This is a genomic window from Pseudoalteromonas sp. SG43-4 (genome assembly GCF_014164325.1).
GTDB classification, from domain to species: Bacteria; Pseudomonadota; Gammaproteobacteria; order Enterobacterales; family Alteromonadaceae; genus Pseudoalteromonas; species Pseudoalteromonas distincta.
Map to the genome: position 1 here is coordinate 52,753 of NZ_JACJFB010000007.1, position 16,473 is coordinate 69,225.

Sequence of the window (16,473 nt, forward strand, 5' to 3'; positions counted from 1 at the left end):
CGCGGCATAAAGCCCCGCCTACAGCCAACCTACATCAACTCGCCTACTTTTAACTCTTTGCCACGGCTTATTTGATGGCACTGGGCTAGCAGTAACTCGGCAGTGGCTTGTGCATCGGTCAGTGCGTGATGGCAATGATAGCTTGGTAACTCATAACGTGTGCGGCAAGCATTAAGGGTTAAATCATCTTGTTTTATTTCAGTTGAATGATGGAGTAAGCGCTTTTGCTCAATATGCAGTGTGTCGAGTATCAGTTTAGGCCGTATAGTTATATTGGCATTTTTAAGCGCTATTTTTAAAAACCCCCAGTCGAGCATGGCATTATGAAACACTAAAATACAATCACTAAAGTGGCTGCTTAGTTGCGTTAATATACTGCACAAGCTCTGTCCTTTTGTTATAGCATCGTCGCTAATCCCATGAAAAACAGGACTTTGCTCAAGGCTTTTTACGTTTTTATTTATAAGGTGCTGCGACTCGCTCATTTTTATACATTGGTTATCTATTATCACCCACGCTAGTGATACAATTTCGTGCTGTTTTGCATCAAGCCCAGTGAGCTCTAAATCAATCACTAAGTAACGTTGTTGTAAGGCATTTTTGCCTAGTAATTTACGGCGCTTTAAATACCGAGTGAGCAGCTTTTTTACCATGTTAGTAATCCATCATTATAAACTGCCGCGAGCAAACTTAAACGCGGCGGCTTGCTGCGCTTGTTTAACAAGGTAAAACGCTTCTTTTAGTTGATGGCGCTCTAGTGAGTTTAATTTATTAGGGTTAATGCAATTACTCGGTAAGCCCTCTTCGTTTATTTGTGTACTCAAACGAAGCTGCGTTAAGAACCGCCAGCAGTCTTTTAGGTTGTATATATCTTCTTTGCTGATCAGTTTATGTTTTAGTAGTGCGTCCAACCGCTCTTGTGTGTTGGCGCGCCTAATACCCGCTTTTAAAGCGTATAACCGCACTATGTCATTTATAATTACGACACCACGTTTTTTTAAATCTATGTATTTATTATTTTGATCTGTTTTTTCGGTTTTAAATTTATTAAATAAACCAATTGGCACGCTGTTGCTGCTTATGTCGGTTGCCATTGCGGCATAGAATAAGTCGTTACGCGATATACGAATTAGTTGCTCGCAAAAAGCCGTGTATAAAGCGTTTGAACCTTCAATAAATCGCAGGTCAAAAAATATCTTACAGTTAAGCATTGCATTGGGTGTGGGGCTTTTTATCCATTTAAAAAAGCGCTCGCTCCAGTCGTTTACGCTCATACGGCACTCATCACTGCTTGCCATAATATTACCTGGGCAACGCCTAATGCCGCACTCAACTAAATTCTCGCATACAAACTCCCCCATACTTTTAAAGTAAGCGTGTTGCTCGGTGGTTAAGTCGTTAGGGAGTAATAAGCCGTTATCTTGATCTGAATGCAGGGTTTGTTCTTCGCGTGCTTGCGAGCCAAAGCAAATAAAACTAAAGCTGGTTGGCGCTGCGCCATGCTCTTCTTGAAATAAGTGAATCAGGCGCGATGTAAGCGCATCGGTTAAACCACTGAGTAATTTACCAATTAGCGATATGTCGTCAATGTTGTACGAAAAACTACGCAAAAGTTCGGGAATTTCTTTAGCGTAGCGTTTTAAATCAGTAACAGTGTGCGCTTTATATATGCGCCCAATAAGCTGTACGGGGTCACTTTTTTGTTGGCGCAGTAAATCGGTGCTGGTTATCATTCCTATCGGGTTATGGTTTTCGTCGAGCACGGGCAAATGGTGAATGTTGTATTTAAGCATTAAATGCAGCGCCGAAAACACCCGGTTATTTTCAAATATAAACTTGGGCTTGGCGGTCATAATACTGCTGACTGCATCTTGTGGGTCTACCTCGTCAGCAAGTACGCGGTTACGTAAATCGCGGTCAGTCACAACTCCCACTAAGTGCGCGTGCTGCGTTATCATTATTGACGAGACACCATGCTCTTTCATTTTTTTAGCGCTTTGCCTAATACTTGCATCGGGCGAAAGTGTAATTGCTGTGCGGGTCATCAGCTCTGATATTTTACGTTCCGACCAGCTATCGTTTTTACTTTTATAATGCGATGACAACAACCGGTTAGCATGAGCGCGTACAAAGTATTGCTCAAACGATTTATATTCTCTGCGTAAAAAATCAAAGTGCGTTTGAGAGAGCATATACACTATCCCCTCTTTTTGTACTTCTAACCTATTTTGAATTGCCTCACCGGTTAATAGCGACGGAAAACCAAAATAGTCACCTTGCGCTAAGCGCGTAACAACATCGCCCTTGCCATCAACGAGGTCGTACAAACCAGAGCGAATTAAAAATAGTTTAGGGTTTTCACTTTGTAACCACTGAGTTTGGTTTTCGCGGGTAAGGTAAATAATATCAAGACGATTTACAAAGTATTCGCATGCGCTGCTATCAAGCATAGTAAAAGGCGCTTGCAAACAAACGTATTGGGCTATTTCTTGTTGTTCTACACTCATTGTATTCGCTCTTTAAATGGTGATGTACCAATCTAATGTACTTATTTATTAAACAAATAAAAAGCCCGACTAAATTCGGGCTTTGGGTGCTTTATATTTTTTTACTATATCTATAAATGTTGCCTAGTGATCGTGCGCTTCAGCTGACCCTTTAGGGTTACGAATACCTTCTACCATTTCTTGAATTTCAATAGGTGTAGCTTGAGTAAATTTAAGAACAACTGCAGCTACTACAAAGTTAATAATCATACCAATTAAGCCAATACCTTCAGGCGAAATACCTAAAAACCAATGTTCAGGGTTGTTAAGCTCAGGGCTTACAAACTTGAAGAAGATGATATACGCAGCGGTAAAGCCAATACCCGTTACCATGCCTGCAATTGCGCCCTCTCGGTTCATTGTTTTAGAGAATATACCCATAATAATTGCTGGGAAGAAACTCGCTGCCGCCAAGCCGAATGCAAATGCCACTACCGATGCCACAAATCCAGGCGGGTTAATACCAAAGTATGCGGAGATAACAATAGCGACCATGGCTGCCAACCTCGCTGCAAGTAACTCTTGCTTGTCGGTAATATCGGGCTTGAGGGTTCGCTTGAGTAAATCGTGCGAAACGGAGGTCGAAATAACCAGTAGTAAACCTGCTGTTGTAGACAGTGCAGCGGCAATACCACCGGCAGCTACAAGTGCAATTACCCATGCTGGTAAATTAGCAATTTCTGGATTTGCTAATACCATAATGTCGCGGTCTACATTTACTTCGTTAGCACTGTTCGGATCGGTGATTTTACCCGCCGTGTAGAACATTTTGCCATCGCCGTTTTTATCATCAAATGTAATTAAACCTGTGCGTTCCCAGTTTTTAATCCATCCTGGTGCTTCTGCGTAAGCTGTACCGCTACCGTCTTTACCATTAATAGTATCAACCATGTTTACGCGAGCAAAGGCTGCAACCGCAGGTGCTGTAGTATAAACAATCGCGATGAACACAAGAGTCCATGCAGCAGAAATACGTGTGTCTTTTACGCGAGGTACAGTGAAAAAGCGTACAATTACATGTGGTAAACCAGCAGTACCTACCATTAACGCACCAGTAATAGCAAATACGTCAATCATGCTCTTAGAGCCTTCGGTATATTGCGCAAAACCAAGTTCAGCGCTTAAGCCATCTAATTTATCAAGTACGTACACGCCGTCGCTGCCAATTAGTGTGGCACCAAAACCGGTTTGTGGGAAGAAGTGACCCGTCATCATCATCGAGATAAAAATGGCTGGTACAAGGTAGGCAAATACAAGTACACAATACTGCGCTACTTGTGTGTAGGTAATGCCTTTCATGCCGCCAAGTACCGCATAAAAGAATACAATCACCATACCAATGTAAACACCGGTTTCAATTTCTACTTCTAAAAAGCGTGAAAATACCACGCCTACGCCACGCATTTGCCCTGCTATATAAGTGAAACAAATGAATATGGCACAAAAAATAGCAACTAAACGCGCGGTACGTGAATAGTAACGGTCGCCAATAAAGTCTGGCACAGTAAACTTGCCGAATTTACGTAAGTAAGGCGCTAAACACATGGCTAATAGTACATAACCACCTGTCCACCCCATTAAGTAAACACTGCCATCGTAACCTGCAAACGAAATAATACCCGCCATTGAAATAAACGACGCGGCGCTCATCCAATCGGCAGCTGTTGCCATACCATTAGCAAGAGGAGGTACGCCGCCGCCCGCTACATAAAACTCTTTGGTTGAACCCGCTCGGGCCCATATTGCTATGCCGATATAAAGCGCAAAGCTTAAACCAACAATTAAAAACGTGAGTGTTTGAACATCCATTGCTTAGCTCCTATTCGTCTACGCCGTATTTTTTATCTAACGTATTCATTTTGAAAACGTACACAAAAATCAAAGCAACAAAGGTATAAATCGCGCCTTGCTGGGCGAACCAGAAGCCAAGTTTAAACCCAAAAAAACGTACTTCATTAAGTACATCAACCAGTAATATGCCAAAGCCAAAAGACACGACAAACCACACTGCTAACAGTTTAAATAACAGCGAAATGTTTTCTGCCCAATAAGCTTTTGCTTGTTCTTCATCTTTAAAAGCCATTTTTGTTTTCCCCTTTAAGCACCGCAATATCGCGATGAGTGGTTTTTTATCTTCGCTTACCAATTTAGCAACGCTGGTTACATATTGAATTGAGACCATAGTCGTAACAGCTTGTTAACGTTTACGTAAACTGTATTTATCATTCAAGCGTGTTTTATATATTTTTATATTATTTCAATTACTTAGGCTGTTTTTATAAGCTGGCTTTATGATTAAATTGATAAGTTGGTCATTAATGCGACATTAGTCTAATGCTCAAGGGTGTTTTATTTTTACTGTTAATATTCAATAAGATATAAATAAAATAAAAGTTTTATTTTAAATTCAACCCTCACACTTAACCTCAGTTCTGGTATTGTGTTAATCCCTCATACGGATGAGGGATTATTTAAAATAATAAGGTTTAATAACAACATGACTGCCGTACTCATTATTGTTGCTTTAAGTTATATAGGTGTGCTGTTTTGGCTTGCCAATTGGGGCGATAAAACAACCCCTTTAGCAAAGCGTATTAGCCATCACCCATTTGTGTATTCACTCTCACTCGGGATTTACTGTACCTCTTGGACTTATTACGGTTCGGTAGGAACAGCCGCCACCAGCAGTTGGAGTTACTTGCCAATATTATTAGGCCCTGCGTTGCTGTTTTTATTCGGCCAAGGATTTTTACGTAAGCTGGTACTGGTAAGTAAAAAACAAAATATAACTACTATTGCTGACTTTATTTCAGCTCGTTACGGCAAACGTCAAACTACAGCAATAATGGTTACTGTAATCGCATTACTGGCAACCATTCCCTACATTGCACTGCAATTAAAAGCGCTTAGTACAAGCTTTTTACTTTTGCAAAACAGTAATAAAATATCCGGCGATATGCTCGCGCTTTCTGCCACACTAATTATGGCTTTATTTGCTATATTTTTTGGTACTCGCAAAGTTGATGTAACTGAATATCGCTCTGGCTTAATGCTCGCTGTTGCATTTGAATCTATGATTAAACTTATTGCTCTTATTGCCGTTGCGGGGCTTGCAGTATTTACACTTTTTAATTTACCCGAAGCCACCACGAACAAAGTAACTGAGTCTATTTGGGGTCACTGGAGCGATTTTAACTTTTTTAGCTTTAACTTTATTGGCCAGTCTTTAATGGCTGCAGCGGCTATTATATGTTTGCCTCGCCAATTTCATGTAACCGTGGTCGACAACCAAAACAAACGCCACTTACTTACCGCTCGCTGGGCTTTTCCGCTGTATTTACTACTAACAGCCGCAATGATTTTACCTATTGCGACTGCGGCCATTCATCCTGAAATTGGCAGCGGCTATTCACCCGACAGCTTTGTACTTGCCCTACCGCTAATTAACGACAACGCTTTTTTAACCACCTTTGTATTTATAGGTGGGCTATCGGCCGCCACCGCAATGATAGTGGTAGCAACGCTTACATTAAGCACGATGATCTCAAACGATGTGGTACTGCCGTTAATGCTGCGTAGAAAGTTTAAACGTAACTTAATTACCAGCAGTTATAAGTCTCGCATATTACTTGTAAGGCGCTTTGCTATTGCAGGCATATTAATTTTGGCCTATTTCTATCAGCAATGGTTTGGCCATAGTAGCGCACTGGCCAGTATGGGCTTGGTGGCGTTTTCACTTGTTACCCAATTGCTGCCCTCTATTGTGGGTGGTTTATATTGGCGAAAAGGTCATGCTTATGGGGTGTATGCGGGTTTGGTAGCAGGCTTTATTTGCTGGATACTATTTTTAATGCTGCCAATACTCGATGCCGGCACAACCCTTGATAGCGAGCTGCAACAAACGCTTATAACGCGTGGAACCTTGATAGCTTTGTTTGCCAATATTGGTTGTTATATTAGTTTTTCACTTGGGGCTGAGGAGCGCTTAATTGATAAAATTCAGGCCGCTGCTTTTGTTAACCCTAAAGATCAGGCTATTTTATCAAGGCGCTTAAATAAAGACGTAAAAGCCACCGTTTACGACTTTAAAATACTACTGCAAACATTTCTAGGTATTCAGCGCAGCCAACAAGTACTGGCCCATTACGCACTCGCCCATCATTTAAGCGATAACAACGCACACCCAGAGCCTGAATTTATAGCCTACTGCGAACGCGCGTTAACAGGCGTGCTTGGCGCATCGTCAGCGCAAGCATTAATACATACGGTATCGTCGGGTAAGCGTATGGCGTTTGAAGAAGTTGTAAACTTTTTTGACGAAACCACACAAGCGCTGCAATTTAATCAAAACCTGTTATTTACCTCACTCGAAAATTTAAGCCACGGTATTTCAGTTGTTGATAAAGATTTAAAACTCGTTGCATGGAACAAACGCTACAATGAAATGTTTGGCTACCCTGAAGGCTTTTTAGAAGTAGGCCAACCCATAGAAGACATTATTAGATACAACGCTAACCGTGGTGAATGTGGCCCAGGCGAAATAGAACGCCAAGTAGAAAAACGTGTACAGCATTTAAAATATGGCAGCTCGCATCATTTTATTCGCCACCGTCGTAATGGCCAAGTATACGAAATGATTGGTAATCCGCTGCCCGATGGCGGATTTGTTACCAGCTTTTCAGATATTACAAACCACATAAGTACGCAAAATGCGCTTGAAGAAGTAAACATGGATCTTGAAAACCGCATAGAAGCACGTACTCAAGAAGTGCAAACTATTAATAAAGACTTACAAGCTCAAATAGATAGCCGTGTACAAACTGAGCAAGCACTTACTTTAGCTAAACGAGAAGCAGAGCAAGCCAACGACAGTAAAACGCGCTTTTTAGCACTGGCGAGCCATGACATTTTACAGCCGTTAAATGCAGCACGTTTATACCTTGCCGCCATTGACGAAAAACAGCTCGACAGCACTAACCAAAACAGCTTTGAAAAACTAGGCGATAGTCTCGATTCAACCGTGCATTTAATGTCGGCATTGCTTGAAATAGCTAAGCTTGAGCAAGGCGCTATGACCCCTACCCCTCGCCACTTTTATATTGAAGATATTTTAGCCCCACTACAAAGTGAATACGCTATTTTATCAAGTGATAAAGGCCTTAAGCTTAGTGTGCGTTCAAACCAGCAAATTGTGCACAGCGATATAACCTATTTGCGCCGAATTATTCAAAACTTGGTCTCTAATGCAGTTAAATACACCGATAATGGCCGTGTATTAATTGCCTGTAGAAACCGAAAGCATAATTTACGAATAGAAGTATGGGATACAGGCCCTGGGATTAGCGAAGTAGAGCAAGCTAAAATATTTAACGACTTTTACCGTGTTGAGTCGGGCGATAACAAAGGCGTAGGCTTAGGCCTAGGTGTGGTAAAACGTATGGCTGACTTATTAAGTTTGCCGCTTGATGTGCATTCTGAGCCAAATAAAGGTAGCCGTTTTAGCATTGAGGTACCTTATGGCGACGAGCAGTTTGTACAACAAAAAAGTACTACAAATAGCTTAATAGAAAACCGTGCAGCAATTAATATTGTTGCCGTAGACGACGACCCTGAAAATTTAGCAGCAATGGCAAGCTTACTTAAAAAGTGGCAGGCTAATTACACCCTTTTTGATAACGTAGATAATGTACTGGCGCATGCTAAAGAAAACGGTGCACCCGATGTTATTTTAATGGACTACCAATTAGGCAATGACTGCGATGGCATAACGCTAATTAAAACCCTGCGCGAAATTTGGCAAAGCCAAGTCCCTGCTATTTTAATTACCGCCGTGCGCGACACCGAGCTTAAGCAAGAAACCAAAGCCGCTAATATTCATTATTTAAGTAAGCCAATTAAACCGGGCAAACTAAAGGCACTGCTTAATCACAGTACATAGTGATCTAGTTAAAAGTATTCTAGTAAAAAGTGTTCTAGTTAAAAGCTATCAAGTAATAGCGTAAAACAAAAAGCCCAGTATCTTCACTGGGCTTTGCTTTATAAAGTATTCATAAAGTTAAACTTGATTTACTCGGCTTCTAAGCTTTTGGAACAACCAACTTAACCCCACCAACGAAAGCCCTAATCCAATAAACGAAAGCGCTTTAAGTAAGCCCTCCAAGTTAGCCATATCAATTAAAAACACTTTAACAATAACTGCAGCTAGTATGCCTAGGCCTATTTTTTGTATTAATAATTGATTTTTTAAATGACCAAAAATAACAGTACCCGCCCCCAATACTAACCAAATAACAGAGTAACTATAAAGCTCTGCATTGCTTGCGCCTTTTGATAAGTAAATGTAAGGACCTTGCCAGTACTGACGAATAAAGCTGTTTATTGCCAATAATATAAAGCCACCCGCAACGGCCAATATAAATGGCGTAGCTTTAGCATTTATTGGTTTTACAAGCTTGGCCAGCCAAAGCGTTAATCCTGCAGGAACTAACCACAATAGTAATAACCAGTTAAATATTGGCAGCTCACCTAAGTAAAGTGATTCAAATAATGGGTTATCGTCAAGTAGTGTTTTAATAGCAAAAAGCCCTGCTAACCCCGCAAGTGCAAAACCCGCCACTTTATATAACTTAGCTAAAGTACCGGCAAGTTTTGCTCTGTGTAAATACACACACCCTAATGCCAGCCAGTTACAGGTAAGGAGTATTTGTTCGTAAAAGTTAAGTGAATCAAATTGCGGATAATGCCCTACTAACTGATAACTTGTTTCGGTAGTAATAAAAAGCGCTAAACAATGAAGGGCTGCACCTTCGAGCCATATTTTAAGTTTTGATGAGTCAAAGCACTTAGCTGCGGCAAAAAATAACGAAATACATAACGGATAAACCACAATACTCCAATGTAAGCCAAATACCGTAAGTGCATCGTAACTTGGTGTCCAAGGTGCGAGCGTTAAGCGCAGTAATAACGCAGCAACCAAGGCTTTTATAGGCCAATGCGGCATAGGCACGTTATAGCGTTTAATAAGTACGCTTATAAGTAATACTTGTACAGCAAGTGCAATGGTTAGGCCGCTGTCACTTAGTAGCATGGTAATTGCTAACGTAATATTGGCATTAGCCCCTACCCAATAAGTAAAACGCTGAAAAAGCGTTGTATTATGTTGCGCACACTTTATTAAAATAGCCGCCACTACAAACAATGCAACGGCCCAAAGTGGATATGCAGTACTTAACGCGAAATTAGGAATAAGCGTATATAAAGTAGCTATCATTACAAATACACTAAACGCTCCCGTAATATGAAACGCTAAACGCTTAATCTGTTTTTTACCGTAATAAAGCCCAAAAGCGGTAAGTAACAATCCGAGTAATAAACCCAAACCGTATTCATTTTTGAATATAAAGAGTGCGTCATCAAATAGGTTTGGCGAAAGATGCGTGCGCTGAGCGCCTAATACTAATAGCGTTGAAATAACTAACGCTACGCCCTGCCAAATATCCCAACGGCTATTTTTAAGGACTAAAAACAACACCAATACAATACTTAACACGCCGGTTGCTTGCCACTGCATATCAAAGTGACTGATCAACATAGTAAATATTAAGGGCGCAATAAAAGCGAGTAGTAATGCATGATCTGGAAGCACTTTAATTAAGCGTTTTAAACTGTGCGGGCGATGTTCAATAACATTTAGTTTTAGACCTAAGCGCGGTATAGCAATTAACCCTACAATACTAAGTAAAGCAAATGCCCCCATTAACCAAACGGTATTAGCTTTAAGTAGCGTAAAACCAACTAAATACCAGCCAATGTGCCCAACCCATAATAAATACCACAACCAAGCTCGCTGTACTTTATGTGCAACTAACGCAGCCGACAAACTTACAAAGCCAATATACATTAACAGCGCAAATAAGTTACCACTGCCAGTGCTAACCCATATTGGTACGCTGTAAGCGCCAATAATACCAAGCACGGCCAATAGCGGGCCTAACCTAAGCGCCATCGCGCTTGCACTAATTGCTATAATAGCTAACGCAAAAAATGCCACGGTAGGGCTCAGCATGTCGTAACTGCTGTAAGCTAAAAGCGTTAAAGCAAAACAGGTAATAAACCCACCACTTGCAAGCGCTGCGGGTATGTAATTATTAAAGCCTTCAAATACAATGCGTTTATGGTGTAAATAAGCTGCGGCTGCAATTAGGCCAAGCCCAAATAAGCCGCCTAAACTCAACCTCATTACAGGTGATAGTAATCCCGCTTCTAGGCTGTATTTAGCTAAAAATATGCCCCCAAACGCAAGCGCTATTGCGCCTATCCAGGTCATCCAGTTCTCTTCAAACCCTGCGCGCAATTTATTAAATAGTAATTCTATGGCTGATGCTTCAGCTGGTTTGGCTTTTTTAGGAGGCGCTGATAGCTGATTTATTACAGGTGGCGACGCGTTTTGGGACGTTAAGCTTGGCTGTGCTTTATGAGCAATTGGCTCTGATCTTGAAAGCGCTGCCTGAGCCGTAGATGCTTCACTTTGAGGTTCACTTTGCGATATCGATTTATGTGTTTGTAGATGTGTTATTTTGGCCCTTAAAACAGCAACTTCTTGTTTTAATCCATTTAACTGCACTAGTGCTATTAAGCCGCAAATAGCACCGGCAACTACAACCAGTATTACTATGACGGCTAACCCAACTAAATCATCCATGGCACACTCTTATTAATTATTATGCCCTGAGTGTACCTAATTATTAATGAGTAGGTAAATTTTGTTCAATAAAAAAGCCTAAGTACTTAAAGTGCTTAGGCTTTATGCTACTTAATATGCTTAGGTTTATTCAACACTATCGGTAATAGTGCGCTCTAGGGTCATCTTATAACCTGAGCTTGTTGTTTCATCATGCTCTAAAATCAATATGTAGTTACCCTCTTGTGTAAAGTCCATATCGCTTTGTTGAATAAGCACAATTTGCTGGCCGTTGTCTTCGTAAACAACATAAACCGTGTAAATTTCGTTATCTACAACCTGCTCTTCTTGGTCATACTTATCTAGGCCATCGACTACGTTACTAGTGTCGTCTACCGTTTCGCCGTTAAGTGTAAAGTACACATCTACATCTGAAACCGACTGCCCTGCGTAGCTTTCAATTAGATTTACAACCGATACCGTATGGCTGTAACTGCTTGGTGTTAGATTTTCTTCAACGCTCATCATACGTAAACCGTTATCAACGTCGTTATAAAAAATACCCACCGCACTTTGCTCACGCTCTAGCGTCATTAAAAAGTTATCAGCTAGTTTTGTACCTTCTTCGTCGTACATCGCTACGCTGTAACTATTAGGCGAAAGTTCAACATAATCGGTATAAGAGTCACTAGCGACTGTATTTGTTGTGTTTACAGTTGTACCGCGTGTAGCAGAAAAGCTTACTGGCGAGTAGTCATCAACCGTATTTATAAAACGTAATTGCCCCAGGGCAGATTGATGTTTAAGCTCAGTAACGTAGTTGTTATCGGTTACTACATCAAGCGTAATACCGCCTTCTTCTGTAGCATAACTTGGGCGGATCATTGCTACATAACTTGCTTCATCGTATAAATAAACAGATGACGACTCGTACACAACATCACTGCTGCCCGCTTCTGTTATGTAAATAGTGTAATAACCTTCATCAACGCTTTGCAGATCTAACTCACTTAAATATTGAGCTGATGAGAAAAGTGTCGCGCTTTCAAATACGCCATCATCAGTTGCTAAGTAAATATCGTAGTTAGTATCCTCACCTGCAATATTGTAAAACCCTAAGTTAAACTCACCCGTATCGCTTGAGATAGGTACGCTAAGCTCTGTAAATGTAGGCTCATCAAAGTTACCACTCATTACTACTAACTGTGTTTTGTCACCCTTAATAGAAATTTCTTGATCGCTAATTGTTATATAGCTGTCGTTAGCATCTAGGTACTCAAAACTTACATCATAAGTGTCTGTGCTGTAGTTATGGCGAGTAGTTACATCAGCAAAATCAGCGCCTGATCGCTCTGTTTCTTCAACAAACAAACGTGTGTATGGACTATTATAAGAGCCGTTATACAATTGGATGTAACCTGTAGAGCTTGAGCTATCATCAGAGCCGCAGCCCGACAAAATAGTAATTAGACTTAAGGGTAATGCAGCTTTTAAAAGGGAGTTGGTCATTAAGGTTATTCCTTATTATTAATATCTCCATTATGACCCAAACATTCTATTTTAATTTCATGATTTACAAAGCATTACCCTCACTGACACTTACTTACGAAAACGTTAAAAAGTGTAGTAAATGTGCAAACAATAAGGACGTGTTTTTATATAATTAAAACGCTTACGGGGCAATTTCAAAATGATCTCGACCATTTTTTTTAGCTAAATATAAAGCTTGGTCAGCGCGTTTCATTACACTATCAAGTGCTTCGTCGCTAATCCGCTTAGCAATACCTATACTCACAGTTAAAAAGCGATCATCCTTAACCTTAATAGTATGAACAAGCTCTAAAACAGCCTGAGAAAATTTAGCGACATCATCAATGTTACTTGATGGAAAATAACCCGCAAACTCTTCTCCGCCTATACGAGCAAAGATATTTTCGCTTTCAAATAGAGCATTTACTTTCCCTGCAAACTCTTTGAGTACTTGATCTCCCATATCATGGCCAAAATTGTCATTTATGGATTTAAAGTGGTCAATATCAATAATTAAAATAGTGTACGGATTAGTAACTGCATTTTTAACATTTTGATAAAAGCAACGTCTGTTATATACCTTTGTTAATTCGTCAATAACAAATTCTTGCGCTAATCTGTTGTGCATCTTTTGCATAAATAACATTGTTTTAAATAACCCATAGGCAGTGATCACCATACCCAGCGTTTTACATAAATCGTTTAAATAAATATCAATCCACCCTGGCTGTACAACTACCTCATTGAGTAAATCAGTTGTCATACCCACTATCCATAGCAGCAAGCCAATCGTGACATATACATACGCTTTTTTTGCCAACTTAGAACACTGAACAACCCAAAATACGGTAACAATAACAATTAAGTTTATTAGGTCGCTCGTAAATCCATACATGCTATTTTTAATATCTAAGTGCGAAAAAGCCACTAAGTTATAAATAGTAAAAACCACAATAAAAGAAAGTAACGCAAGCATAAGCAGCTTATTTAACCGCGTAATGTACACAAAGCGAGTTAACTTTAAACTTACGGTTTCAAATTTAATCATAAGGAATTCTTATATTTACGTTTTAATTAATCGTTAAAAACTATAACACACCATATAAATCAGACCTTAAATTAAGGTGCTTAACCCCCATAACCCCAACACTAAAATAGTAATACCAATCATCGCTTTAGTTTTATGTTTACTAATGATTCGCTCAGCTTCATTACCTGCATAATAAACAATAATAGCCAAGCCAAAGTAACGAATAGAACGCGCGATACCCGAAGCCAATAAAAATAGCCAAATAGAATACTTAGTCGCGCCTGCTGCAAGCATCGCTATTTGAAACGGAATTGGCACAATGCCAAGCGTTATAACAAACCAAAAACCTTGATCTTGCATTTGCTGCTTAACGTTTTCAAATTGCTCAGGGCTCGAAAACGTATTAATAATCCAATCACCAACCGCATCAAATAAATAATAACCCAATGCATAACCAAACAATGCACCCACTATGCAACCTAAAGTCGCCATTAAGGCGATAAGCCATAGCTTCTCTCTACGAGCTTGCATTAGCGGTACTAATACAGCCTCAAGTGGAATAGGCACTATGGTTGACTCTAAAAACGACGCCACTGTAATACCGCTAAGCATATGCTTAGAATCAATAAAATTACGTGTTTTTTCTTTTAGCTTTTTTTGAATTGCCATATAATTTTCCTTTTATAGTGCCAAAAATAAAGTGGTTAGTTTATTTTGGCACATCCACGTTAATATAAACTTAAGCAATAAAAAAGCCCGTATAAAACGGGCTTTTTAAACTGTATTTGTATAATTATTTAGAAACCGGCATTATATAAATCAAATTGCTTTTCTAGTTCAACAGAACTCTCTCCATCAACTAACGCTATAACTCGTGTTTTTCTGCCAGCTAATACTTTAGGAATATCTTTTGAATCAATAAATGTTTGCTCAGTTATTTCTATATTTTTAACACCTTGCGCTAACAAAGCCGCTTTAACTGTTTCAACTCGTTTTAAAGCAAGCTTACGGTTATATTCTAATGACCCTTCTAAGCTAGTATCACCAATTAATAAAATAGTAATACCTGGCACATCAACAACACTATTAGCAAAACTTACTACTTTTGCTTCTGCATCATCCGTTAGCGTCGATTTATCGTAACCAAATTCAATAACAACGTTTCTTGATGTCGTTATTTTTTGCTCTTTAGGGCAACCATCATTATTTGTTTTGGCTCTTATCGGTGTTTCAGCACACTTGTCTCTTGCGTTAATAACACCGTCGCGGTCTTGGTCAAATAAATCTTTTGATTGAACTTGATACTCATATTTTTTTGCATCGCTAGCACAGCCAGACAGTAATAATGCAAGACTTAAAAACATAATGCTTTTCATATTATCTATCTCCTAGTAGCCATGCTTCAGGTTTATCAACCCTAAGAGCTCTAACTAAACGCCCTGTTGCATTTACAAGCCTAAAGCTTGCTTTGCGTTGATCATAAGCCGATTCAATATAGTTACGACGCGCTGTAAACAACTCAATTTGCGAATCAAGTACATCTAATAACGAACGACGACCTAATGAAAATTGGCGTTCATACCCTTTTTGAGCAACTTCAGCATAGCCAACATTTTCTTCGTAAAAGCCTTTTTGCTCAGCTAAAAACATGTTTGCATTCCATGCAAAGGTTGTCGCTTCTTCGACTTGCCGGTGAGTTGTGTCTTTAACTGCTACGGCTTCTTGGTAACGCCATTTTGCCGCTTCGGTATCTGCATTTGTTTTGCCACCGTTGTATAAATCGTAACTCATAGAAAGCATTACTCGGCCGTTATCATCACGACCAGGAGAGCCCGAAATATTATCGTTATCAGCTACATCAAACTCTAAACTAACCTTTGGCCAATAACCGCTTTTCTCTCTTTCTATTTGTTTATTTGCAGCTTCTATATCAAAAACAGCAGCCATAATTTCTGGATGTGATTTTTTAGCGACTGCTATAGCATCACCTAAAGTGGCTGGTATATATGTTTCATCCACTTTAGGAATCATTAAATCATCAGGGTACTGACCCACTAAATCATAGTAATTTGCTTTAATATCTTGAAGATTATTTTTAGCAGCTAAAAAACCAGATTGTGATGTAGCAAGTCTAGACTGTACTTGAGCTACATCGGCATCGCTTGATAAACCACGTTGACGTCGTTGTTCAATATCACTTAATATTTTTTTATGTATGTTGATATTTCGCTCTGACAACTCAACTAACTCAACTGATTTAAGCAAGTCTAAATATACCTGTACAACTTCAAGGCTAATATTCTCTGCAGCAGATATTAAACCCAATTGGTCAGCTTTTGCTTCGTTATCTAGTCTAGCAACTTCAGATGATGTTCTAAAACCATCAAATAACATTTGTGTTATTTTTAAACCTATTTCTCTACGATTTAATTCGCTATCAAGTTCTCGGCCTGATTTATAGTTTACGCGCTCGTATCCATATCCTGCATATAAACGAACTTGTGGTAAATACTCACTAAACGCACTGCGTTTATCGCGGTATTTTGCTTCAAAGCTCGCATATTTCTGCATTAATCTCGGATTAGTGTTTAATGTTTCAGCTACAGATTGCTCAAGCGTTAACGCATTCGATAACCCTGGGGCTAAGGCTAAAACAGAGAGTAGTCCTAATTTACGCATTTAATATT

General features: G+C 39.6%; 11 protein-coding genes. 1 reads left to right on the plus strand and 10 read right to left on the minus strand.

The features are described from left to right. Positions 1-29: 29 nt before the first annotated feature. From H5160_RS08835 to H5160_RS08850, 4 genes are all read right to left on the minus strand, one after another. Positions 30-653: a 3'-5' exonuclease gene (locus tag H5160_RS08835; RefSeq protein ID WP_182737236.1), complete on the minus strand. Its 624-nt coding sequence runs from the start codon at positions 651-653 to the stop codon at positions 30-32. Between the two features lie 15 nt (positions 654-668). Continuing rightward, on the minus strand, positions 669-2,507 hold the full coding sequence (locus H5160_RS08840) for a DUF294 nucleotidyltransferase-like domain-containing protein (protein ID WP_182737243.1): 1,839 nt from the start codon (positions 2,505-2,507) through the stop codon (positions 669-671). Positions 2,508-2,630: 123 nt separating this feature from the next. After that, positions 2,631-4,355 (minus strand): sodium:solute symporter family protein, encoded by a 1,725-nt coding sequence (locus tag H5160_RS08845; RefSeq protein WP_002961534.1) that lies wholly within the window; start codon positions 4,353-4,355, stop codon positions 2,631-2,633. Between the two features lie 10 nt (positions 4,356-4,365). Further along, positions 4,366-4,629, minus strand: coding sequence for a DUF4212 domain-containing protein (locus H5160_RS08850; protein WP_002961535.1), 264 nt, complete (start codon positions 4,627-4,629; stop codon positions 4,366-4,368). A 414-nt stretch (positions 4,630-5,043) separates the two neighbouring features. Between H5160_RS08850 and H5160_RS08855 the strand changes: the two genes are divergently transcribed. After that, positions 5,044-8,484 (plus strand): PAS-domain containing protein, encoded by a 3,441-nt coding sequence (locus H5160_RS08855; protein WP_182696468.1) that lies wholly within the window; start codon positions 5,044-5,046, stop codon positions 8,482-8,484. Positions 8,485-8,601: 117 nt separating this feature from the next. Here the strand turns inward: H5160_RS08855 and H5160_RS08860 are convergent, their stop codons facing one another. The 6 genes from H5160_RS08860 to H5160_RS08885 all read right to left on the minus strand — a co-directional run bounded on the left by H5160_RS08860 (position 8,602) and on the right by H5160_RS08885 (position 16,465). Beyond that, entirely contained in the window at positions 8,602-11,247 is a 2,646-nt protein-coding gene (locus H5160_RS08860; protein WP_182737245.1) for a DUF2339 domain-containing protein, read from the minus strand. Positions 11,248-11,373: 126 nt separating this feature from the next. Then, the gene (locus tag H5160_RS08865; RefSeq protein WP_182737247.1) at positions 11,374-12,735 is read right to left on the minus strand and encodes a hypothetical protein; all 1,362 of its coding nucleotides are present in this window, start codon (positions 12,733-12,735) and stop codon (positions 11,374-11,376) included. 163 nt (positions 12,736-12,898) lie between these two features. Further along, positions 12,899-13,801, minus strand: coding sequence for a GGDEF domain-containing protein (locus H5160_RS08870; RefSeq protein WP_310735984.1), 903 nt, complete (start codon positions 13,799-13,801; stop codon positions 12,899-12,901). Positions 13,802-13,870: 69 nt separating this feature from the next. Further along, positions 13,871-14,455: a YqaA family protein gene (locus H5160_RS08875; RefSeq protein ID WP_169061197.1), complete on the minus strand. Its 585-nt coding sequence runs from the start codon at positions 14,453-14,455 to the stop codon at positions 13,871-13,873. Between the two features lie 128 nt (positions 14,456-14,583). Continuing rightward, positions 14,584-15,162 (minus strand): OmpA family protein, encoded by a 579-nt coding sequence (locus tag H5160_RS08880; RefSeq protein ID WP_182737249.1) that lies wholly within the window; start codon positions 15,160-15,162, stop codon positions 14,584-14,586. A 1-nt stretch (position 15,163) separates the two neighbouring features. Then, positions 15,164-16,465 (minus strand): TolC family outer membrane protein, encoded by a 1,302-nt coding sequence (locus H5160_RS08885; RefSeq protein WP_182715575.1) that lies wholly within the window; start codon positions 16,463-16,465, stop codon positions 15,164-15,166. Positions 16,466-16,473: the final 8 nt, after the last annotated feature.